The 21,141-nt window shown below is 56.8% G+C and carries 19 protein-coding genes and 1 riboswitch; of the genes, 7 read left to right on the top strand and 12 right to left on the bottom strand.

Going from position 1 to position 21,141, the window contains the following annotated elements; all coding sequences use genetic code 11:
- The first annotated feature begins 70 nt into the window (after positions 1 to 70).
- Positions 71 to 4,294 (top strand): DNA-directed RNA polymerase subunit beta', encoded by a 4,224-nt coding sequence (rpoC, locus tag P346_RS00060; RefSeq protein ID WP_023309968.1) that lies wholly within the window; start codon positions 71 to 73, stop codon positions 4,292 to 4,294.
- A 115-nt stretch (positions 4,295 to 4,409) separates the two neighbouring features.
- Here the strand turns inward: rpoC and P346_RS00065 are convergent, their stop codons facing one another.
- From P346_RS00065 to P346_RS00110, 10 genes are all read right to left on the bottom strand, one after another.
- Positions 4,410 to 4,727: a PTS lactose/cellobiose transporter subunit IIA gene (locus tag P346_RS00065; RefSeq protein WP_032662973.1), complete on the bottom strand. Its 318-nt coding sequence runs from the start codon at positions 4,725 to 4,727 to the stop codon at positions 4,410 to 4,412.
- Complete coding sequence (locus P346_RS00070) at positions 4,727 to 5,035, bottom strand: PTS sugar transporter subunit IIB (protein WP_023334100.1); 309 nt, start codon at positions 5,033 to 5,035, stop codon at positions 4,727 to 4,729. Before P346_RS00070 ends, P346_RS00065 begins: the two co-directional genes overlap by 1 nt.
- A 180-nt stretch (positions 5,036 to 5,215) precedes the next feature.
- A complete protein-coding gene (locus P346_RS00075) occupies positions 5,216 to 6,757 on the bottom strand; it encodes a sensor domain-containing diguanylate cyclase (RefSeq protein WP_032662971.1) in 1,542 nt (513 codons plus the stop codon).
- A gap of 337 nt (positions 6,758 to 7,094) precedes the next feature.
- Positions 7,095 to 8,222, bottom strand: coding sequence for a 2-iminoacetate synthase ThiH (gene thiH / locus P346_RS00080; protein ID WP_032662970.1), 1,128 nt, complete (start codon positions 8,220 to 8,222; stop codon positions 7,095 to 7,097).
- Positions 8,219 to 8,989: a thiazole synthase gene (thiG, locus tag P346_RS00085; RefSeq protein ID WP_023334103.1), complete on the bottom strand. Its 771-nt coding sequence runs from the start codon at positions 8,987 to 8,989 to the stop codon at positions 8,219 to 8,221. The genes thiH and thiG overlap by 4 nt, the downstream gene beginning before the upstream one ends.
- A 1-nt stretch (position 8,990) precedes the next feature.
- The gene (thiS, locus tag P346_RS00090; protein ID WP_023309972.1) at positions 8,991 to 9,191 is read right to left on the bottom strand and encodes a sulfur carrier protein ThiS; all 201 of its coding nucleotides are present in this window, start codon (positions 9,189 to 9,191) and stop codon (positions 8,991 to 8,993) included.
- A complete protein-coding gene (locus tag P346_RS00095; RefSeq protein ID WP_032662968.1) occupies positions 9,175 to 9,930 on the bottom strand; it encodes a HesA/MoeB/ThiF family protein in 756 nt (251 codons plus the stop codon). The genes thiS and P346_RS00095 overlap by 17 nt, the downstream gene beginning before the upstream one ends.
- Positions 9,917 to 10,558 (bottom strand): thiamine phosphate synthase, encoded by a 642-nt coding sequence (gene thiE / locus P346_RS00100; protein WP_032662966.1) that lies wholly within the window; start codon positions 10,556 to 10,558, stop codon positions 9,917 to 9,919. The genes P346_RS00095 and thiE overlap by 14 nt, the downstream gene beginning before the upstream one ends.
- Complete coding sequence (gene thiC, locus P346_RS00105; protein WP_032662964.1) at positions 10,558 to 12,453, bottom strand: phosphomethylpyrimidine synthase ThiC; 1,896 nt, start codon at positions 12,451 to 12,453, stop codon at positions 10,558 to 10,560. Before thiC ends, thiE begins: the two co-directional genes overlap by 1 nt.
- A gap of 78 nt (positions 12,454 to 12,531) precedes the next feature.
- Positions 12,532 to 12,641: riboswitch (TPP riboswitch) on the bottom strand.
- A gap of 54 nt (positions 12,642 to 12,695) precedes the next feature.
- Positions 12,696 to 13,193, bottom strand: a complete 498-nt coding sequence (locus P346_RS00110; protein ID WP_032662962.1) for an Rsd/AlgQ family anti-sigma factor — start codon at positions 13,191 to 13,193, stop codon at positions 12,696 to 12,698.
- 95 nt (positions 13,194 to 13,288) lie between these two features.
- Between P346_RS00110 and nudC the strand changes: the two genes are divergently transcribed.
- The 6 genes from nudC (at position 13,289) to P346_RS00140 (ending at position 17,641) form a co-directional block, all read left to right on the top strand.
- A complete protein-coding gene (nudC, locus tag P346_RS00115; protein ID WP_032662960.1) occupies positions 13,289 to 14,062 on the top strand; it encodes an NAD(+) diphosphatase in 774 nt (257 codons plus the stop codon).
- A gap of 38 nt (positions 14,063 to 14,100) precedes the next feature.
- Complete coding sequence (hemE, locus tag P346_RS00120; RefSeq protein WP_029742041.1) at positions 14,101 to 15,165, top strand: uroporphyrinogen decarboxylase; 1,065 nt, start codon at positions 14,101 to 14,103, stop codon at positions 15,163 to 15,165.
- Positions 15,166 to 15,174: 9 nt separating this feature from the next.
- Positions 15,175 to 15,846, top strand: a complete 672-nt coding sequence (gene nfi, locus P346_RS00125; protein WP_023309979.1) for a deoxyribonuclease V — start codon at positions 15,175 to 15,177, stop codon at positions 15,844 to 15,846.
- Positions 15,847 to 15,887: 41 nt separating this feature from the next.
- Entirely contained in the window at positions 15,888 to 16,478 is a 591-nt protein-coding gene (locus tag P346_RS00130; protein WP_032662958.1) for a YjaG family protein, read from the top strand.
- 186 nt (positions 16,479 to 16,664) lie between these two features.
- Complete coding sequence (gene hupA / locus P346_RS00135) at positions 16,665 to 16,937, top strand: nucleoid-associated protein HU-alpha (protein ID WP_002445246.1); 273 nt, start codon at positions 16,665 to 16,667, stop codon at positions 16,935 to 16,937.
- A gap of 11 nt (positions 16,938 to 16,948) precedes the next feature.
- Positions 16,949 to 17,641, top strand: coding sequence for a DUF1481 domain-containing protein (locus tag P346_RS00140; RefSeq protein WP_023309981.1), 693 nt, complete (start codon positions 16,949 to 16,951; stop codon positions 17,639 to 17,641).
- A 91-nt stretch (positions 17,642 to 17,732) separates the two neighbouring features.
- Here P346_RS00140 and purD read toward each other — a convergent pair whose 3' ends face one another.
- Together purD and purH are read right to left on the bottom strand one after the other, a co-directional pair.
- Positions 17,733 to 19,025 carry a phosphoribosylamine--glycine ligase gene (gene purD, locus P346_RS00145; RefSeq protein ID WP_032662956.1) on the bottom strand — a complete coding sequence of 431 codons (1,293 nt, stop codon included), beginning with the start codon at positions 19,023 to 19,025 and terminating at the stop codon, positions 17,733 to 17,735.
- Between the two features lie 15 nt (positions 19,026 to 19,040).
- A complete protein-coding gene (gene purH, locus P346_RS00150) occupies positions 19,041 to 20,630 on the bottom strand; it encodes a bifunctional phosphoribosylaminoimidazolecarboxamide formyltransferase/IMP cyclohydrolase (RefSeq protein ID WP_032662954.1) in 1,590 nt (529 codons plus the stop codon).
- Between the last annotated feature and the right edge of the window lie 511 nt (positions 20,631 to 21,141).

Here is a 21,141-nt window from a genome sequence, read left to right as displayed (position 1 = left end):
CTCAAACAGGTCACTGGTGCCGGGTTAACCCCCGGCACCAGATTGTGCTAACTCCGACGGGAGCAAATCCGTGAAAGATTTATTAAAGTTTCTGAAAGCGCAGACTAAAACCGAAGAGTTTGATGCGATCAAAATTGCTCTGGCTTCGCCAGACATGATCCGTTCATGGTCATTCGGTGAAGTTAAAAAGCCGGAAACCATCAACTACCGTACGTTCAAACCTGAGCGTGACGGCCTTTTCTGTGCGCGTATTTTCGGGCCAGTAAAAGATTACGAGTGCCTGTGCGGTAAGTACAAGCGCCTGAAACACCGTGGTGTGATCTGTGAGAAGTGCGGCGTTGAAGTGACCCAGACCAAAGTGCGTCGTGAGCGCATGGGCCACATCGAGCTGGCGTCTCCGACCGCTCACATCTGGTTCCTGAAATCTCTGCCGTCCCGTATCGGTCTGCTGCTGGATATGCCGCTGCGCGATATCGAACGTGTTCTGTACTTCGAATCTTATGTGGTTATCGAAGGCGGGATGACGAACCTGGAACGTCATCAGATCCTGACTGAAGAGCAGTATCTGGACGCGCTGGAAGAGTTCGGTGACGAATTCGACGCGAAGATGGGTGCGGAAGCTATTCAGGCCCTGCTGAAGAGCATGGATCTGGAGCAAGAGTGCGAGCAGCTGCGTGAAGAGCTGAACGAAACCAACTCCGAAACCAAACGTAAAAAGCTGACCAAGCGTATCAAACTGCTGGAAGCGTTCGTTCAGTCTGGTAACAAACCAGAGTGGATGATCCTGACCGTTCTGCCGGTTCTGCCGCCAGATCTGCGTCCACTGGTTCCGCTGGATGGTGGTCGTTTCGCAACGTCCGATCTGAACGATCTGTATCGTCGCGTTATCAACCGTAACAACCGTCTGAAACGTCTGCTGGATCTGGCTGCGCCGGACATCATCGTACGCAACGAAAAACGTATGCTGCAGGAAGCGGTAGATGCCCTGCTGGATAACGGTCGTCGCGGTCGTGCGATCACCGGTTCTAACAAGCGTCCTCTGAAATCTTTGGCCGACATGATCAAAGGTAAACAGGGTCGTTTCCGTCAGAACCTGCTCGGTAAGCGTGTTGACTACTCCGGTCGTTCTGTAATCACCGTAGGTCCATACCTGCGTCTGCATCAGTGCGGTCTGCCGAAGAAAATGGCACTGGAGCTGTTCAAACCGTTCATCTACGGCAAGCTGGAACTGCGTGGCCTGGCCACCACCATCAAAGCCGCTAAGAAAATGGTTGAGCGTGAAGAAGCTGTCGTTTGGGATATCCTGGACGAAGTTATCCGCGAACACCCGGTACTGCTGAACCGTGCACCAACCCTGCACCGTTTGGGTATCCAGGCATTTGAGCCAGTTCTGATCGAAGGTAAAGCTATCCAGCTGCACCCGCTGGTTTGTGCGGCATATAACGCCGACTTCGATGGTGACCAGATGGCTGTTCACGTACCGCTGACGCTGGAAGCCCAGCTCGAAGCGCGTGCGCTGATGATGTCTACCAACAACATCCTGTCTCCAGCGAACGGTGAACCTATCATCGTTCCTTCTCAGGACGTTGTATTGGGTCTGTACTACATGACCCGTGACTGTGTTAACGCCAAAGGCGAAGGCATGGTGCTGACTGGCCCTAAAGAAGCTGAGCGTATTTATCGCGCTGGCCTGGCCTCTCTGCATGCGCGCGTTAAAGTGCGTATCACCGAATACGAAAAAGATGAAAACGGCGAATTCGTTGCGAAAACCAGCCTGAAAGACACGACCGTTGGCCGTGCCATTCTGTGGATGATCGTACCGAAAGGTCTGCCTTTCTCCATCGTCAACCAGGCGCTGGGCAAGAAAGCGATCTCCAAAATGCTGAACACCTGTTACCGCATTCTGGGTCTGAAGCCGACCGTTATCTTCGCTGACCAGACAATGTATACCGGCTTTGCTTATGCAGCGCGTTCAGGTGCATCTGTTGGTATCGATGACATGGTCATCCCAGAGAAGAAACACGAGATCATCTCTGAAGCGGAAGCCGAAGTTGCTGAGATCCAGGAGCAGTTCCAGTCTGGTCTGGTTACCGCGGGCGAACGCTATAACAAAGTTATCGATATCTGGGCAGCGGCGAACGATCGTGTATCCAAAGCGATGATGGATAACCTGCAGACCGAAACCGTGATTAACCGTGACGGCGTAGAAGAGCAGCAGGTTTCCTTCAACAGCATCTACATGATGGCCGACTCCGGTGCGCGTGGTTCCGCAGCACAGATTCGTCAGCTGGCAGGTATGCGTGGTCTGATGGCGAAGCCAGATGGCTCCATCATCGAAACGCCAATCACCGCGAACTTCCGTGAAGGTCTGAACGTACTCCAGTACTTCATCTCCACGCACGGTGCTCGTAAAGGTCTGGCGGATACCGCACTGAAAACTGCGAACTCCGGTTATCTGACGCGTCGTCTGGTTGACGTTGCGCAGGATCTGGTTGTGACCGAAGACGATTGTGGCACCCTCGAAGGTATCACCATGACCCCGGTTATCGAGGGTGGTGATGTTAAAGAGCCACTGCGCGATCGCGTTCTGGGTCGTGTAACTGCGGAAGACATTCTGAAGCCGGGTACTGCAGACATTCTGGTTCCACGCAACACGCTGCTGCACGAGCACTGGTGTGACCTGCTGGAAGCGAACTCTGTTGACTCCGTGAAAGTACGTTCCGTTGTATCCTGTGACACCGACTTTGGTGTATGTGCGCACTGCTACGGTCGTGACCTGGCGCGTGGCCACATCATCAACAAAGGTGAAGCAATCGGCGTTATCGCGGCACAGTCCATCGGTGAGCCGGGTACACAGCTGACGATGCGTACGTTCCACATCGGTGGTGCGGCATCTCGTGCGGCTGCTGAATCCAGCATCCAGGTGAAAAACAAAGGTAGCATCAAGCTCAGCAACGCGAAGTCTGTTGTTAACTCCGCGGGCAAGCTGGTTGTGACCTCTCGTAACACCGAGCTGAAGCTGATCGACGAATTCGGTCGTACCAAAGAGAGCTATAAAGTGCCTTACGGTGCGGTTATGGCGAAAGGTGATGGCGAGCAGGTTGCCGGCGGTGAAACCGTTGCAAACTGGGATCCACACACCATGCCGGTTATCACCGAAGTAAGTGGTTTCATCCGCTTCACTGACATGATCGACGGCCAGACCATTACTCGTCAGACCGACGAGCTGACCGGTCTGTCTTCTCTGGTGGTTCTGGATTCTGCTGAACGTACTACCGGTGGTAAAGATCTGCGTCCTGCACTGAAAATCGTTGATGCTCAGGGTAACGACGTTCTGATCCCGGGTACCGACATGCCTGCGCAGTACTTCCTGCCGGGTAAAGCGATCGTTCAGCTGGAAGATGGCATTCAGATCGGTGCGGGTGATGCTCTGGCGCGTATTCCACAGGAATCCAGCGGTACCAAGGACATCACCGGTGGTCTGCCACGCGTTGCGGACCTGTTCGAAGCACGTCGTCCGAAAGAGCCTGCAATTCTGGCTGAAATCAGCGGTATCATCTCCTTCGGTAAAGAGACCAAAGGGAAACGCCGCCTGGTTATCACTCCAGTAGATGGCAGCGAACCGTACGAAGAGATGATTCCGAAATGGCGTCAGCTCAACGTGTTCGAAGGTGAACGTGTAGAACGCGGTGACGTGGTTTCCGATGGTCCAGAAGCTCCGCACGACATTCTGCGTCTTCGTGGCGTACACGCGGTAACGCGTTACATCACCAACGAAGTACAGGACGTTTACCGTCTGCAGGGCGTTAAGATTAACGATAAGCACATCGAAGTTATCGTTCGTCAGATGCTGCGTAAAGCAACCATCGAAAACGCAGGCAGCTCCGAGTTCCTGGAAGGCGAGCAGGTTGAATACTCACGCGTCAAGATCGCTAACCGCGAACTGGAAGCTAACGGCAAAATCGGTGCGACCTTCTCGCGCGATCTGCTGGGTATCACCAAAGCGTCTCTGGCAACCGAGTCCTTCATCTCTGCAGCATCGTTCCAGGAAACGACTCGTGTCCTGACCGAAGCCGCTGTTGCTGGTAAGCGTGATGAACTGCGCGGTCTGAAAGAGAACGTCATCGTGGGTCGTCTGATCCCGGCGGGTACCGGTTATGCGTACCACCAGGATCGTATGCGTCGTCGTGCTGCGGGCGAACTGCCAGCTGCACCGCAGGTGACTGCTGAAGATGCATCCGCGAGCCTGGCAGAACTGCTGAACGCAGGTCTGGGCGGTTCCGACAACGAGTAATCGTTGATGCCCGGTGATGAACATTACCGGGCATGTGCCTCACAGGTCGGGTAAGCGCAGCGCCACCCGACAATAAAAAACCCGCCTCGGCGGGTTTTTTTACATCCGTATGTTATCAGTTTACCAACGGGATCCGTCGATAAAGCTCAATCATATCGCCCGCCAGATCCTGAATGACCATCGCGTTCATCAGGTGATCCTGAGAGTGGACGGTGATCAGGTTTACCGGAAGCTTCCCGGTCCCTTCATCAAGACCAATAAGCCGCGTCTGGATCGTGTGCGCATGCTTCACATATTCGCGCGACTCTTCCATCGCTTTTTCAGCTTCGTCAAACTCACCTTTACGCGCCATCTGTAACGCCGTCAGGGCCGCGCTGCGCGCCGCGCCGGCGTTGACCAGCAGTTCCATTATCGTGGTTTCTAAGTCTTCCATTATGACTCCAGAAGTTTGAGCGCTTTTTCCAGTACGGCATCGCCTTTCATCATGCCGTAATCCATCATGTCGATCACCGCGACCTTTTTACCCAGCGGCTCGGCCTGCGCCTGAAGTTTAGCCTGCTCGTATTTAACCTGTGGCCCCAGCAATACGATGTCGGCCGTCGCGATGTTGTCTTTAAACTCCGCAACCGGAACGGCTTTAATGGTGACTTCAACCCCTTTTTTCTGCGCGGCGTCTTTCATACGTTGAACCAGCATGCTGGTTGACATTCCCGCTGCACAGCATAAAACGATGTTCTTCATAATCAGCCTCGATCTACATGTGTTTATTGATAATTATCCCGTGCAGACCGCTTCAACAACCGGTTTACCGCGATTGTGTGTCAGGCATCACAAAGAAACCGGTGATTTTCTGAAACCGGTTACAATTTTGCATTGTCGGGTACCCGGCCCGTCGAAACGGGCAGGGTGAAAGAGGGAGGATTAGCTGATGGACGTTCGGTTGATGCGGTTTTTGCCCTGCTGTTTGGCGCTGTAGAGGGCGTTATCAACGCTTCCGACAAATTGCTCCAGCGGTTCAAAATGCCACTCCCCAAGACCGCCGCTGAACGTCACCCGCAGGTTTTCTTCTCGCCAGACGCGTTTTTCAACTGCGATACGCCACGCTTCCAGCAATGAGAGCGCAGACGTCATCTGCTCAGCCTGGAAGATTATTGCGAACTCTTCTCCACCATAGCGGTAAATTGAGACGTGATGCGGCTGCATGATCTGGATCCCTTCGCGGGCCACGTTGCGCAGAACGATATCACCGGTCAGGTGGCCCAGCGTGTCGTTAATCGACTTGAAGTTATCAATGTCCACCAGCGCCATCGCGAAAGGCTGCTGGGCATTCAGCAGCTCCGCAATATCGCTATCGAACGCGCGGCGGTTTTTACAGCCCGTCAGCGCATCGTGAGTGGCCTGGCGAACATAGGCCATCTCACGCTCTTTATTGGACTGGATAGTATGGCTCAGCATCGCTTCCAGCCGCGGCGCCTCGCTGACGTCGCCGGTTTTGATGGCATTGATAATGTGCATCAGTACGCTACGCGAGGCGTGGCGGAGATATAAGCCGAAGAGGATGATGATGATGGCCGCCAGCGCAAACCCCCAGCCAACGATCGTCGTTTCGTGGCGGGTGATATCGGTGAGCGTCTCGCCAGAGACCCTATAGATGACAAACCAGTCCGGATTGGTAAATGAGTAGTAGTAATACCAGGCGTTGCTTTTCTTGTCGTATAGGTGGCCTTCGCCGCTGGTCATTTTGTCCATCAGCGCTTCGCTCACGTACTGTTTGAAGAGCGCGCCTGTATCCGGGTGAAGCACAACGGCGCCGTCGCGTTCAACGACGAAGAATTCCCCCTGAACGGGCGCCACCATCTGTCGCAGTGTAAAGCCCATTGACGTCAAATCGAGATGAAACGCGATCGTTCCCTTCAGTCTGCCTTCGGGTGAAATCAATGGCTTATAGAGTGTGACCGTCGGATGGCCGGTGAAGTAGTCCATGTACGGGCGAGTATAGTGGCTGAAGATACTGGCTTCAGCCTGCGCGATAAACCACGGCCGCGTCCGGGGATCGAAGGTTTTACTCTTCTCCGTGGGGAGCACTTCCGGCGCGCGGAGATAATGCCCCTGCGTGTCCGCCAGCGAGATGGAGGACACGGTCGGCATCAGGTTTTGCAAATGCATCATCATCTGCAGCCCCTGCGTCGGGTTGACGTTGAGCGTCTCGTTTAGCCTGTCGTCGCGGGCAAAGTACATCGCGGAACGGCCCAGGATATAGTCGTTTTCACGCAGGATAGACTCGGTGTAGTTCACCGCCAGGTTGTGCGTGAAATTGCTGTTGATCTGATGATAATCCTCAAGAAAATCCTTTCGTTGCGAAAGCGTCACCGCGATCGCGATCACTGCAAAACTGCAGAGGATCCCCGCGAAGCTGAGCATGATTGGCCGGGTAAAAGAGAGCTTTTTGCTGTGAAGTGCCATGAGCTGTGCATCGTTCCTGATGGTGAATACTTTTCGTCTGCCGATATCCTCTCAGCATAGTCGCTGTCCTGCGGTTAGCGGTGAATTATACGGCACACGATTTCTGGCGGGATGATTTATCTTAAGAACCATTAAGAAAATACTTATTCAGCTTGCTGGCGGTCGTTTGTGCAATGAACCAGAGGCAGGGCGAAACGAGGAAGAAGCTTTTCGCCCTGGTCAGCATCCGTTGCTGACCGTGTGACAATAAAAAACCGGACGATCGCTGACAACCACCCGGTTTTGCCTTTTCGTAGCGCCTCGACAATTTTTTATGGTGTTGCAGTGCGTTTCAGCGTCATTGCGAGGCTCTTCCCAGCCAGCTGTCCCAGTCTTTCCAGACAGGCTGAAGACCCTGGGCCGTCAGAGCTGCGGCGACCGCTTCAGGACGTCGCCCGTCATGCGGCACAAACTGCTCCAGCTCCGGACGATCGTCGGCATAGCCACCTGGCTGCGTTTTGGAAAACGCGCTGACGTTGTTAATCGCAAGCGGGATAACGCGATCGCGAAACGCCGGGGACTCACGCGTTGAGAGCGATAATTCCACTTCCGGGGCGAGCAGGCGAAACGCGCAGATGGTCTGCACCAGCTGGCGTTCATCCATTAGCGAAGCCGGTTCAATCCCGCCCGCGCAAGGTCTCAGGCGCGGGAAGGAGATGGAATAACGGCTCTGCCAGTAGTGCTGCTGGAGCCACAGCAAATGTTCCGCCACCATGTAACAATCCACCCGCCAGCTGTCAGAGAGCCCGATCAGCGCCCCCAGACCGATTTTGTCGATCCCCGCGCGACCCAGCCTGTCCGGCGTTTCCAGCCGGAAAAAGAAATCCTGTTTCTTGCCCTTCAGGTGGTGCCGGGCGTACGTCGCCTCGTGGTAGGTTTCCTGGTAGACCATGACCCCGTCCAGCCCGAGGATTTTGAGCTCCGCGTACTCCTCCTGCGCCAGGGGCTGTACTTCCATCTGCAACGACGCAAACTGACGACGAATGGCGGGAAGGTGCTGACGGAAATAGTCCATTCCCACTTTTCCCTGATGTTCGCCCGTGACCAGCAGAAGATGTTCAAAGCCCATTTCACGAATGGCCGCGCACTCGCGGGTAATCTCATCTTCATCGAGCGTTTTACGCCTGATGCGGTTGCTCATGGAAAAACCGCAGTAGGTGCAGTCATTGGCGCACAGGTTTGAGAGATAGAGCGGCACGTAGAAGCTCACCGTGTTGCCAAAACGCTGGCGGGTGAGCCGCTGCGCTCGCTGGGCCATCGGTTCGAGGTACGCGCTGGCCGCCGGGGAGAGCAGAGCCATCAGATCCTCGCGGGTCAGATGGCGGGCATGCAGCGCGCGCTCCACGTCAGCCACCGTTTTGCTGTTGATGCGCAGGGCAATGTCGTCCCAGCTAAGCTGCCGCCAGCGCTCGGTAAACGTGCTCATGAGATCGCCTCCAGAAAACCGGTCAGCGGGCTGGTGGCCTGCGCCTGGAAACTGCGCGAGCCGGGACCGGACTCCCTTGCCAGCAGGCCAGCCTCTACGGCCATGCGGAACGCACGCGCCATCATGACCGGATCGTCGGCAACCGCGATGGCCGTATTGACCAGCACCGCGTCGGCGCCCATCTCCAGCGCCTGCGCGGCATGGCTGGGCACGCCGATGCCCGCATCAACCACCACCGGTACGGTAGCCTGCTCAATAATGATCTCCAGCATCGCGCGGGTTTCCAGCCCCTGGTTGGAGCCAATGGGGGCGCCCAGCGGCATGACGGCGGCGCAGCCGACCTCTTCCAGCCGTTTGCACAGGACAGGGTCGGCGCCGCAGTAAGGCAGGACGGTAAACCCCTGCTGCACCAGCTTTTCAGCCGCTTTCAGCGTTTCGATGGGGTCGGGCAGCAGCCAGCGGGCGTCAGGATGAATTTCCAGCTTCAGCCAGCGGGTGCCGAGCGCCTCGCGGGCCAGCTGCGCGGCGAAAATCGCCTCTTCGGCCGTTTTGGCACCGGAGGTGTTGGGCAGCAGCGTGACGCCAGCTTCCAGCAACGGTGCAAGAATGGCATCGCTGTGATGACGCAGATCCACACGCTTGAGCGCCAGCGTCACCAGCTGGCTGCCGCTTTCGCGAATGGCATCCACCATCAGCTGCGGCGAGGCGAATTTTCCGGTTCCGGTAAACAGATGTGAATCAAAGACTTTATCGGCAATACGTAACATCTCAGCCCCCTGCGATAACCTGAAACAGCAGGATCTGGTCGCCGTCATTGACCTGCTGATGTTCCCACTGCTCGCGCGGCAGGATCTGTTGATTGAGCGCCAGCGCCGTTCCCGGCTTCAGCTGACGCAGCTTGTCGAGCAGTACCGCAACGGTGAGCCCGTCGTCGCATCTCATCGGCTCATCGTTAAACAGAATGCGCATCGCGACCTCCGCATACCGGGCAGCGGCTGGCGCGGTGTAAGGCCAGATGGCGCCATCCGCTGGAGCGGGCATCAAACAGCCGCAGCGTATTGCGTTCCGTTTCCATGCCGCTGAGCAGCTTGATTGCCTCCAGCGCCTGCATTGTGCCCATTACGCCGACCACCGGACCAAGAATGCCCGCCGTACGGCAGTTGCGCGACGGCTCTGCATCATCCGGCCACAGGCAGCGATAGCAGCCCTGCGACCACGGCGGGGTCAGGACCATCATCTGCCCGCCGAAACCCACCGCGCTGGCGGTGATAAGCGGCGTATTACTTGCCACGCAGGCAGCGTTAATCGCCTGGCGCGTCGCCATGTTGTCCGTGCAGTCCAGCACCACATCGGCAAGGGCGACCTCACGGCGCAGGCTTTCACCGCTGAGCCGATCCTGCAGGGCAATCAGCTCGATATCCGGGTTGAGCTGGTTCAGGCGCTGTCGGGTGATTTGCGCTTTCGGCTGGTTGATATCTTCGGTGGTAAAGAGGATTTGTCGCTGCAGGTTGCTGAGGTGAACCTCGTCGTCGTCGGCCAGCACCAGCGTACCGATGCCCGCACCTGCCAGATAAAGCGCGGCGGGCGTGCCTAATCCACCCAGACCGACAATCAGCACCCGGCTGGCGAGCAGTTTTTGCTGCCCGTCGATGGCGATATCTTCCAGCAGGATCTGACGGCTGTAGCGCATAAAATCACGATCGTTCATCACCCGCTCCTGCCAGCTGTAACAGCTGTTCGGTGGCGAGACGCCAGTCTGCGGCCTGGGTGATGGCGCTGACGACGGCGATACTGCCGACGCCGGTCTCCAGCACCGCCGGGGCGCGTTCAAGGCTGATTCCGCCAATGGCGACGGTAGGGTAATCGGCAAGGCGTTTCACGTGACTCGCCAGCTGGGTCAGACCCTGCGGTGCGGAGGGCATCTGCTTGGTTTGCGTCGGGAAAACGTGACCCAGCGCGATGTAAGAGGGACGGGCCGCCAGCGCCACGTCGATCTCCATGCCATCGTGCGTTGACACGCCAAGACGCAGCCCGGCATCGCGGATAGCGTTCAGATCCGTTGTTTCCAGATCCTCCTGGCCCAGATGCACGCCGTAAGCCTGGTGCTTAACCGCCAGCCGCCAGTAGTCGTTAATAAACAGGCGGGCGTTATGCCGACGCCCAAGCGCGATGGCGGCAACCACATCGGCTTCCACCTCGTCATCGCGTTTATCCTTGATGCGCAGCTGGATCGTTCGAACGCCTGTCTCCAGCAGGCGCTCTATCCACTCCACGCTGTCCACCACCGGATAGAGCCCTAAACGGAAGGGGACAGGCGGGAAATCGGGCTTATACATTACGCCTCCTCTTTTTTGAGGTAGATTTCGCCGCCTTTGGCGCGGAAGGTCTCAGACATGTCCGCCATACCCACTTCAATGGTCTGCGCGGCGGCGTAGTCGCGCACCTCCTGGCTGATTTTCATCGAGCAGAACTTCGGCCCGCACATAGAGCAGAAGTGTGCGACTTTGCCTGATTCCTGCGGGAGGGTTTCGTCGTGATAGGCGCGGGCGGTGAACGGGTCCAGCGCCAGGTTGAACTGGTCTTCCCAGCGGAATTCGAAGCGCGCCTTCGACATGGCGTTATCGCGGATTTGCGCGCCCGGGTGGCCTTTGGCCAGATCCGCCGCGTGGGCGGCAATTTTGTAGGTGATCAGCCCCTGCTTCACGTCCTCTTTGTTTGGCAGGCCGAGGTGCTCTTTCGGCGTTACGTAGCAGAGCATGGCGCAGCCGAACCAGCCGATCATCGCCGCCCCAATGCCTGACGTGAAGTGGTCGTAGCCCGGTGCAATATCGGTGGTCAACGGTCCCAGGGTGTAGAACGGCGCTTCGTGGCAGTGCTCCAGCTCCTCGGTCATGTTGCGGCGGATCATCTGCATCGGCACGTGGCCCGGGCCTTCAATCATCACCTGCACGTCATACTCCCAGGCGATTTTGGTCAGCTCGCCCAGCGTGTGCAGCTCGGCAAACTGCGCTTCGTCATTCGCGTCGCGAATAGAGCCCGGACGCAGGCCGTCGCCCAGAGATAGTGATACGTCGTAGGCAGCGCAGATTTCGCAGATCTCGCGGAAGTGTTCGTAGAGGAAGTTTTCCTGATGATGTGACAGGCACCACTTCGCCATGATGGAACCGCCGCGCGAGACGATACCGGTCAGACGCTTCGCCGTCATCGGCACGTAGCGCAGCAGTACGCCCGCGTGAATGGTGAAGTAGTCCACGCCCTGCTCGGCCTGCTCCAGCAGCGTGTCGCGGAACGCTTCCCAGGTGAGGTCTTCGGCAATGCCGTTGACCTTCTCCAGCGCCTGATAAATCGGGACGGTGCCAATCGGTACCGGGCTGTTACGCAGGATCCACTCGCGGGTTTCGTGAATATAGCGTCCAGTGGAGAGGTCCATTACCGTGTCCGCACCCCAGCGCGTGGACCAGACCAGCTTTTCCACCTCTTCTTCGATGGAGGAGGTCACGGCCGAGTTACCGATGTTCGCGTTGACCTTCACCAGGAAGTTGCGGCCGATAATCATCGGCTCGGATTCCGGGTGGTTGATGTTGGCGGGGATAATCGCGCGGCCTGCGGCCACTTCGTCACGCACAAACTCCGGCGTGATGTTCTCCGGCAGGCGAGCGCCAAAGCCTTCACCCGGATGCTGATAGCGCAGCACTTCGCTACGGATGCGCTCGCGGCCCATGTTTTCGCGGATGGCGATGAACTCCATTTCCGGCGTGACGATGCCCCGGCGCGCGTAGTGCAGCTGGGTCACGCATTTGCCCGCCTTAGCGCGTTTTGGCGTCAGCAGGCCGGTAAAGCGCAGCTCGTCCAGACCGTCGTCGGCCAGGCGCTCTTTGGTATACGCAGAACTCAGGACGCTCAGCTCTTCACAGTCGTTACGCGCATCAATCCACGGCTGGCGCAGCTTAGCCAGACCCTGCTGGACGTTGATGGCAACATCAGGGTCACCGTACGGGCCGGAGGTGTCATACACCGGCACGGCTTCGTTGTCTTCATACTGCGGGTTATCTTTGCTGCCGCCGATAAGCGTCGGGCTGAGCTGAATTTCGCGCATTGGGACGCGGATATCGGCCTGCGAGCCGGAAATATAGATGCGATTCGAGTTCGGGAAAGCGGTGCCTTCCAGCGTGTCGATGAAGTGTTGGGCCTGTGCGCGCTGTTCGCGGCGGGTCAGTTTTGCAGTAGACATAGCTCATTCCAAAAGTGAAGGACATGGCTTGTCAGACGACGGATGAAGCAAGAGAGGATCGCCCTCAGGCGATACAACAGCAGTGTGACTCTTGTTCCCTTCGCAGGTATTAGCCTGATCAGGTTCCGCGGATCCCGAATTAACGGTCTCAGCCCGTGCTTTCACACTGGGCACTCCGACAAGAAAAATCCCCCTCGTGAGAGGGGCGAATGGTTGTAAATTACTCGTTAACGATGAAGAACTCAAGCAGGGCGCGCGACGTTCTCTTCGTTACTGATGTTCAAATCATTGTCCAGCACGAGGGCGATCAGCTTATCTTCCAGCGTGAATCGCTCTTCCAGCGCTTCGCCGAGGTCGGATAGCGCCTGCTGGAACTCAAGATAGTTATCGTGATCGATGGCGTTCTCGAGCGCGGAATCATAGTAATCCATGATCTGCTGGGTGTTGGCTTCCAGCAGCGGATAGAGCTTGCTGGCCGCTAAATAGGGTGTTGTCCCTTCCATTTCGCGGATAATGCGTTCATAAATATTGAAATGGCCGTCGGACAGATAGTCGACCAGGCCCTGACAAAAATCATCCAGCGCTTTTTCATTCAGTCGCATAAACGATTCTTTGCCAGGCTTAATACCGACCAGATTGTAATAAGCCACGAGTAGATGCTTGCGCACATGTAGCCAGCGATCCACCAGTTTGTTACTTCCTCTAACGCGCTCAGTCAGGCTTTGCAGCTGGTTTAACATGGTCGACTCCGCAAAATGTAGGATTGAATCTGCTTATCCAGAATGTAACCACAATGCTAACAACATGTCAGTGAAGCGAAGGTAGTGCAATAGATATGGATCGTATTATTGAAAAATCAGATCTTGGTTGGTGGATCGTCAGTCACGAACAAAAATTATGGCTGCCTGCCGGAGAGTTGCCCTACGGTGCAGCGGAAATGTTCGATCTTGTAGGCCAGCACGCGCTGAAGATCGGCGAGTGGCAAGGCGCTCCTGTGTGGTTGATCCAACAGGCTCGACGCCAGGATATGGGATCCGTTCGCCAGGTGCTCGATCTGGACGTAGGGCTGTTCCAGCTGGCGGGGCGCGGCGTACAGCTGGCAGAGTTTTACCGCTCGCATAAATACTGCGGCTACTGCGGTCATACCATGCGCCCGAGCAAAACCGAGTGGGCGATGCTCTGCAGCCACTGCCGCGAACGCTACTATCCGCAGATTGCGCCATGCATTATCGTCGCTATCCGCCGGGAGGATTCCATCCTGCTGGCGCAGCATACCCGCCATCGCAACGGCATTCACACCGTGCTGGCCGGCTTCGTCGAGGTGGGCGAAACGCTGGAGCAGGCTGTGGCACGCGAGGTGATGGAGGAGAGTGGGATCAAAGTGAAGAACCTGCGCTACGTCACCTCCCAGCCGTGGCCGTTTCCGCAGTCGCTGATGACGGCATTTATGGCCGAATACGACAGCGGCGAGATCGTTATCGACCAGAAAGAGCTGCTGGAAGCAAACTGGTATCGCTACGACGATCTACCGCTGTTGCCTCCGCCGGGCACGGTGGCGCGTCGCCTGATAGAAGATACCGTGGCGATGTGTCGGGCCGAGTATGAGTAGTGTTACACTGAGGCCATGACGCTTAAGGAACTGCAAAAATGACCGAACTGAAGAACGATCGTTATCTGCGTGCGCTGCTGCGCCAGCCCGTTGATGTCACCCCGGTGTGGATGATGCGCCAGGCGGGACGCTATCTGCCAGAGTACAAAGCCACGCGCGCGCAGGCGGGCGATTTTATGTCGCTGTGCAAAAACGCCGAGCTGGCCTGCGAAGTGACGCTCCAGCCGCTGCGCCGCTTCCCGCTGGATGCTGCGATCCTCTTCTCGGATATTCTGACCATTCCGGATGCAATGGGCCTTGGCCTGTACTTCGAAACCGGTGAAGGTCCGCGTTTCACTTCTCCAATCAAAAGCAAAGCCGACGTGGATAAGCTGCCGATCCCCGATCCGGAAGGCGAGCTGGGCTACGTGATGAACGCCGTACGCACCATTCGCCGCGAGCTGAAAGGTGAAGTGCCGCTGATTGGCTTCTCCGGCAGCCCGTGGACGCTGGCAACCTATATGGTTGAAGGGGGCAGCAGCAAAGCCTTCACCATGATTAAAAAAATGATGTACGCCGAGCCGCTGGCCCTGCACGCGCTGCTCGACAAGCTGGCGAAGAGCGTTACCCTCTATCTGAACGCGCAGATTAAAGCCGGTGCGCAGTCGGTGATGATTTTCGATACCTGGGGCGGCGTGCTGACCGGGCGCGACTATCAGCAGTTCTCCCTGTACTACATGCACAAAATCGTTGACGGCCTGCTGCGTGAAAACGAAGGCCGCCGCGTGCCGGTGACGCTGTTCACCAAAGGTGGCGGTCAGTGGCTGGAAGCGATGGCGGCAACCGGCTGCGACGCGCTGGGCCTCGACTGGACCACCGATATCGCCGATGCGCGTCGCCGCGTGGGCGACAAAGTGGCGCTGCAGGGAAATATGGACCCGTCCATGCTCTATGCGCCTCCAGCCCGCATTGAAGAAGAAGTGTCGACTATACTGTCTGGTTTCGGCCAGGGTGAAGGCCATGTCTTTAACCTCGGCCACGGTATTCATCAGGATGTGCCGCCAGAACACGCAGGCGTATTTGTGGAGGCGGTGCATCGGCTTTCTGCCCAGTATCACAAGTAAGGAGTGGTTATGGATCTCGCGTCGCTACGCGCTCAGCAAATCGAACTGGCCTCATCGGTGATCCGCGAGGATCGTCTGGATAAGGATCCTCCGCAGTACATTGGCGGAGCAGACGTCGGATTCGAGCAGGGTGGGGAAGTGACGCGAGCGGCGATGGTGGTACTGAAATACCCTTCGCTTGAGCTGGTGGAGTACAAGGTCGCGCGTATCGCGACCACCATGCCGTACATTCCGGGCTTTCTCTCCTTCCGCGAATATCCTGCGCTGCTGGCAGCGTGGGAGCAACTCTCGCAAAAACCTGACCTGCTGTTTGTCGATGGACACGGTATCTCACACCCGCGCCGTTTAGGCGTTGCCAGCCACTTTGGGCTGCTGGTGGATGTGCCGACCATTGGCGTTGCCAAGAAACGCCTGTGCGGCGCGTTTGAACCTCTCTCAGCCGAGCCGGGCGCGCTGGCGCCGCTTATCCATAAAGGTGAGCAGCTAGCGTGGGTCTGGCGCAGCAAGGCGCGCTGTAACCCGCTCTTTATCGCCACCGGGCACCGGGTGAGCATGGACAGCGCCCTGGCGTGGGTGCAGCGCTGCATGAAGGGCTACCGCTTGCCGGAGCCGACGCGCTGGGCAGACGCCGTGGCATCTTCGCGTCCGGCTTTTGTTCGTTGGCAGGAAATTCAGCGGTGATTCAGGTAAACTGCGCCTAATTTTCGATTCGAGAGATCATCATGCTACAAAACCCGATTCACCTGCGCCTTGAGAAAGTAGAAAGCTGGCAGCACGTGACGTTTATGGCTTGCCTGTGCGAGCGCATGTATCCCAACTATGCCGCGTTCTGTAAGGAGACGGGCTTTGGTGATGGCCATATCTACCGCCGCATTCTGGATCTGATCTGGGAAACGCTGACGGTGAAAGACGCGAAGGTGAACTTCGACTCCCAGCTGGAAAAGCTGGAAGAGGCGATTCCGACTGCGGATGATTTTGACCTGTACGGTGTCTACCCGGCGATTGATGCCTGCGTGGCGTTAAGCGAACTGCTCCACTCCCGTCTGAGCGGTGAAACGCTGGAGCACGCAATTGAAGTCAGTAAAGCATCCATTACGACCGTCGCGATGCTGGAAATGACCCAGGAAGGCCGCGAGATGACCGACGAAGAGCTGCGTGCCAACCCGGCGGTTGAGCAAGAATGGGACATTCAGTGGGAAATTTTCCGCCTGCTGGCAGAGTGTGAAGAACGCGATATCGAGCTGATAAAAGGGCTGCGCGCGGACTTGCGAGAGGCTGGTGAGAGCAATATTGGGATAATTTTTAACCAATGAGACAAGAAAACTTGAGATAACGCCCGTTTTGTCGCTCCTCGACTCTTCCCTTTCGCCCCTTGTCTGGTCTACATTTGGGGGGCGAAAAAAAGTGGCTATCGGTGCGTGTATGCAGGAGAGTGCTTTTTTGGCATTTTCGTCGCACTCGATGCTTAGCAAGCGATAAACACATTGAAAGGATAACTTATGAACAAGACTCAACTGATTGATGTAATTGCGGACAAGGCTGATCTGTCTAAAGTGCAGGCTAAAGCTGCTCTGGAATCTACCCTGGCTGCTATTACTGAGTCTCTGAAAGAAGGCGATGCTGTGCAACTGGTTGGTTTCGGTACCTTCAAAGTGAACCACCGCGCTGAGCGTACTGGCCGCAACCCGCAGACCGGTAAAGAAATCAAAATCGCCGCAGCTAACGTGCCGGCATTTGTTTCTGGTAAAGCACTGAAAGACGCTGTTAAGTAAGACGCGTGGCAGTGAACAGTTTTAGCGAAGGGGCGGTAACGCCCCTTTTGTCTTTCTGGCGTGGAACGCTCGCGCTGGCAGGCATGCTGCTGCTGTCAGCCTGCAGCCACGACACCTCCCTGCCGCCGTTTACCGCCAGCGGTTACGCGGACAACCAGGGCGCGGTCAGGATCTGGCGCAAAGATTCCGGCGGCGAAGTGCATCTGCTTTCTGCCTTCAGCCCGTGGCATAACGGCAATACGTCGACGGCGGAATATCGCTGGCAGGGAGATGACCTGTCGCTGATTGAACTGAACGTCTACAGCAAGACCCCCGAACACGTGAAAGTGCGTTTTGACGACCATGGCGAGCTGAGCTTTATGCAGCGCGAAGTCAGCGGTCAAAAACAGCAGCTTTCCAGCGATCAAATCGCCCTCTACCGTTATCGTGCCGAACAAATCCGCCAGACCAGCGATGCGCTTCGTCTGGGACGCGTTGTGCTGCGCCAGGGGCGCTGGCATGCCGATGGGACGGTAACCACCTGCGAAGGGCAGACGGTCAAGCCTGAGCTCGAATCCTGGGCAACCGAACACATACAACGTCGTCAGCGTCATTCATCAATGGAAGTGAGTGTGGCGTGGCTGGAAGCGCCGGAAGGCTCTCAGCTGCTGCTGGTGGCGAACGAAGACTTCTGCACCTGGCAGCCGACAGAGAAGAGTTTCTGAGTTCTGTGGATTAAGCCGGATGGCGCTAACGCTTATCCGGCCTACGAACGATCCCTCTCCCTTGAGGGAGAGGGTTAGGGTGAGGGGAAATTTACTCGCCCTGCTCACGCGCAATCGCACGATAACCGATATCCTGACGGCTAAAGCTGCCGTTCCAGTGAATATCCGCCATCAGCGCATAGGCGCGTTTCTGCGCTTCTGCCACGGTATGGCCCAGCGCGGTTGCACATAGCACGCGTCCGCCGTTGGTGAGGACGCGATCGTCGTCAGCCAGCTTCGTACCCGCATGGAACACCTTCGCACCGTCAATCTCTTCCAGCGGCAGGCCGTGGATTTCATCCCCGGTGTTGTAGTTGCCCGGGTAACCACCCGCAGCAATCACCACGCCAAGAGACGCACGCTCGTCCCACTCTGAGGTTTTCTCGTCGAGCTTGCCTGCGCTGGCTGCCAGACACAGTTCCACCAGATCGGATTTCATGCGCAGCATGATGGGCTGCGTTTCCGGATCGCCAAAGCGGCAGTTGAATTCGATGACCTTAGGGTTACCCTGCTTGTCGATCATCAGACCCGCATAGAGGAAACCGGTGTAGGTGTTGCCTTCCGCCGCCATCCCTTTCACGGTTGGCCAGATGACGCGATCCATGGTGCGCTGGTGGACTTCGTCAGTCACTACCGGAGCGGGGGAGTAAGCGCCCATTCCGCCAGTATTCGGGCCGGTATCGCCATTGCCCACACGCTTGTGGTCCTGGCTGGTGGCCATCGGCAGAACGTGCTCGCCGTCGACCATCACGATAAAGCTCGCTTCTTCACCGTCGAGGAACTCTTCGATCACGATGCGGTGGCCCGCATCGCCAAAGGCGTTGCCCGCCAGCATATCCTGAACCGCGGCTTCTGCTTCTTCGAGGGTCATCGCGACGATAACGCCTTTACCGGCGGCCAGACCGTCGGCCTTGATAACAATCGGTGCGCCCTTCTCACGTAAGTAGGCCAGAGCAGGCTCCACTTCAGTGAAATTCTGATATTCCGCCGTCGGGATGTTGTGACGCGCGAGGAAATCTTTGGTGAAGGCTTTGGAGCCTTCCAGCTGCGCGGCGCCTTCCGTTGGCCCGAAGATTGTCAGACCCGCCGCGCGGAACGCATCCACCACGCCAATCACCAGCGGCGCTTCCGGGCCGACGATGGTCAGATCGATTTTCTCGCTCTGGGCAAAGCTCAGCAGCGCCGGAATGTCGGTCACGCTGATAGCCACGTTTTGCAGCGCGGGTTCCAGCGCGGTACCGGCGTTGCCCGGTGCCACGAAGACTGTTTTCACCAGCGGAGACTGTGCCGCTTTCCACGCCAGAGCGTGCTCGCGTCCGCCGTTACCAATTACTAATACTTTCATTTTCAGCTCCGGGAATTAATGGCGGAAGTGGCGCATGTCGGTGAAGATCATCGCGATGCCGTGTTCGTCGGCGGCGGCAATCACTTCGTCGTCGCGGATTGAGCCGCCAGGCTGGATCACACAGGTGATGCCCACTGCAGCCGCCGCGTCGATACCGTCGCGGAACGGGAAGAATGCGTCAGAAGCCATGGCGGAGCCTTTCACTTCCAGACCTTCATCGCCTGCTTTAATGCCCGCGATTTTCGCGGAGTAGACGCGGCTCATCTGGCCTGCACCTATTCCGATGGTCATGTTCTCTTTCGCGTAGACGATAGCGTTGGATTTAACGAACTTCGCAACCTTCCAGCAGAACAGCGCGTCACGCAGTTCCTGTTCGCTCGGCTGACGCTTGGTCACCACGCGCAGGTTGGCTTCTGTCACCATACCCAGATCGCGGTCCTGAACCAGCAGGCCGCCGTTCACGCGCTTGAAGTCCAGGCCCGGAACGCGTTCTGCCCACTGGCCGCAAACCAGTACGCGCACGTTCTGTTTTGCTGCGGTGATTTTCAGCGCTTCTTCGGATGCGGATGGCGCGATGATCACTTCAACGAACTGGCGGGAGATGATGGCCTGAGCCGTTTCAGCATCCAGCTCGCGGTTGAAGGCGATAATGCCGCCGAAAGCAGAGGTCGGGTCGGTTTTGTAGGCGCGATCGTAGGCATCCAGAATAGAGGTGCTTACCGCGACGCCGCATGGGTTGGCGTGCTTAACGATAACGCAGGCCGGCTCGCTGAACTCTTTCACGCACTCCAGCGCGGCGTCGGTGTCGGCAATGTTGTTATAGGAGAGCGCTTTGCCCTGTACCTGCTGAGCGGTCGCAACAGAGGCTTCTTTTACCTCTTCTTCTATATAGAAGGCTGCCTGCTGGTGGCTGTTCTCGCCGTAGCGCATATCCTGCTTCTTAATGAAGTTCAGGTTCAGGGTGCGCGGGAAGCGGCCGGAAGGCTCTTTGCTTTCACCGTGGTAAGCGGGTACCAGGCTACCGAAGTAGTTGGCGATCATGCTGTCGTACGCCGCGGTGTGCTCGAAGGCTTTGATGGCGAGGTCGAAACGCGTTTCAAGCGTCAGTGACCCTTCGTTGGCATCCATCTCATTAATAATGGTTTCGTAATCGCTGCTCTTTACGACGATGGCCACATCTTTATGGTTCTTGGCCGCGGAGCGCACCATGGTTGGGCCGCCGATATCAATATTCTCTACGGCATCTTCCAGAGAACAGCCTTCGCGGGCAACGGTCTGGGCAAACGGGTAGAGGTTAACAACCACCATGTCGATTGGCGCGATGTCATGCTGTTCCATAATGGCGTCGTCCTGGCCGCGACGACCAAGAATACCGCCGTGTACTTTCGGGTGCAGGGTTTTGACGCGTCCATCCATCATTTCCGGGAAACCGGTGTAATCGGACACTTCGGTTACCGGCAGACCTTTATCTGCTAACAGGCGAGCGGTACCGCCTGTAGAAAGCAGCTCCACACCGCGTGCGGAAAGTGCCTGAGCGAATTCGACGATACCGGCTTTATCAGAAACACTGAGCAGAGCGCGGCGGACTGGACGACGTTGTTGCATGGTAAATCCCCTGGATTTCACGATTACAGAGAGCGTTAGATGAATTTTCCTGCGAAAAACTCATCTAACACACCTGACGGGGCATCCTTGTTAAGCGCGAGCATTTTAACGAAAACGTTTGCGCAACGCTCGCACATTTTCACTTTTTCGTATCATTGTGGATAAGTCTGTGTGTAAAAAGGTATAAGGCGGGGTTTTGCTGTGGAATGCAGCAGTCAGTCATTTTTCTGTCATTTAGCGGTTGCGGCCTGCTGAGAACTCCCTATAATGCGCCTCCATCGACACGGCGGATGTGAATCACTTCACACAACAGCCGGTTCGGTTGAAGAGAAAAAATCCTGAAATAACGGGTTGACTCTGAAAGAGGAAAGCGTAATATACGCCACCTCGCAACGGTGAGCGAAAGCCGCGTTGCACTGCTCTTTAACAATTTATCAGACAATCTGTGTGGGCACTCAAAGTGACATGGATTCTTAACGTCGCAAGACGAAAAATGAATACCAAGTCTCTG

The sequence above is a fragment of the Enterobacter sp. DC1 genome, assembly GCF_000568075.1.
Classification (GTDB): Bacteria; Pseudomonadota; Gammaproteobacteria; order Enterobacterales; family Enterobacteriaceae; genus Enterobacter; species Enterobacter asburiae.
This window is presented reverse-complemented; position numbering and strand designations above follow the sequence as displayed.